This window comes from Paenibacillus senegalensis JC66 (genome assembly GCF_000285515.1).
Lineage (GTDB): Bacteria > Bacillota > Bacilli > Paenibacillales > NBRC-103111 > Paenibacillus_L > Paenibacillus_L senegalensis.
Genome location: NZ_CAES01000122.1, coordinates 1 through 1,804 on the forward strand (window position 1 = coordinate 1; position 1,804 = coordinate 1,804).

The window sequence follows — 1,804 nt, forward strand, 5'->3', positions numbered from 1 at the left end:
AGGAGCTATTCCTGTAATGAATTAATTTGCGGTTTGAAAAGAAAGAGCGCCTCCTGTATGCTGGGTCTCGAATGCTCGCACATTCACTGCCCTAATTAAGAGGAGGACGCTCACTATGAAGCATAACCAATCCAGCAAACAAAATCAACGAATTGAACGAATTTCTGAAACCACATTGGTTATCGGAACCGACATCGCCAAAAACAACCACGTTGCTCGGGCCTTTACTTATCGAGGTATCGAGCTGGGTAAGCGCTGCTTGTTCCAGAACGATGAACAAGGCCTGTTGAACCTTCTGGCTTGGGCGGAGGCGTTGAAACAGGAGCACGGCATGAACGACGTCATCCTTGGCGTTGAGCCGACGGGTCATTACTGGTTTCCGCTGTTCCATTTCCTGAAGGGGCATGGCATCCAAGTGGTCCTGGTGAACCCGCATCATGTGAAGAAAAGCAAGGAACTCGACGACAATTCGCCGACCAAGAACGACATCAAGGATGCGAAAGTCGTCGCCAAACTCATCATCGACGGGCGCTACAGCGAGCCGCAGCTTCCGGAAGGCATCTATGCCGATCTGCGGGTGCTGATGAACCAGCGAGAGCGTCTGAACGGGGATTTGAACCGCGTGAAAGGAAGAATCCACAACTGGCTGGATCGCTTCTTTCCCGAATATACGCAAGTGTTTAAAGATTGGGAAGGCAAGGCCTCGTTAATCACGCTGGGACAGTTCCCGCTGCCGCAGGATGTCGTGAGCGCCGGCGAAACGACGATCGTGGCGGCGTGGAAAAAGAACGGTGTGAATCGGGCTGTAGGCCCCAAACGTGCCGAATTGCTGTACCGGAAAGCCCGCAAGTCCATCGGCCTCACGGAAGGCGCTGCAGCGGCCAGACATGAGCTAGCCATGCTTCTGGAACAGTACGCCATGCTGTGCAGGCAGATGGATCAACTGATGGCGCTTGTGGCGGAGCTGGTAGAGCAAATCCCCGGGGCTGCGGAAATGATGACTATCCCATGCATCAAATTGATCACTGTGGCCGGATTTTTGGCCGAGGTTGGGGACTTGTCCCGCTATGACCACAGCCAGCAGATCGTACGCCATGCCGGGCTTAGCTTGCGCGAGGACAGTTCCGGCAAGCGTAAAGGAGAAACGACGATTACCAAACGCGGCCGCTGTCGTCTTCGGGCTTTGCTGTACCGTGCGGCCCTGACGCTCGTCGCCAAGAATCCGGAGTTTCGCACTCTGCATGCGTATTTCACGACACGCAGGGACAACCCGCTCAAGAAGAAGCAATCCATGATTGCCATCTGTACGAAACTGATTCGCGTGTTATTCGAGCTTGGCCGTAAGAAGAAAGCCTACGATGCCGGCAAGGTGCTCGGCCCCCATCGGGAGGCGCAATTGCAAGCAGCAGCTTAATCAATTCACAGGTTAGCAACTCGATGGTTTTCTGCTCTTATCCACAGGTTGATCTTTGACAAACGAAGCACGGATAGGCCGGGAGGAATTCACACCATTAGGGCAACGACCCCGTATAGGAGCATGCCTGGCCTCCACCCCTTGAGAGGCAGAACGAAGGAATGTAAGGGCATCGACCCCGGGAGACATGGGAGGGTAAACCGCAAGGGTTCATGTGGAGATCCATTTGCGACCATACGGCATTTTTAAAACGAGGTGCCCCCCACCTCTGTTCCCGCCAACGAGTCGATTCCATATATTCACTCTTCGTCAATTCTTATCCAAGAGCACTTCGATTGTCAAAGATGAAATCGTGCGAAAGAGCGAGAAAAACGGGGAAAACATTAATTT

The 1,804-nt window shown here is 53.2% G+C and carries 1 protein-coding gene; it reads left to right on the forward strand.

The annotated features are described in order from the left end of the window. Positions 1-115 precede the first annotated feature (115 nt). Positions 116-1,414, forward strand: a complete 1,299-nt coding sequence (locus PSHG_RS25860; RefSeq protein ID WP_010267154.1) for an IS110 family RNA-guided transposase — start codon at positions 116-118, stop codon at positions 1,412-1,414. Positions 1,415-1,804: the final 390 nt, after the last annotated feature.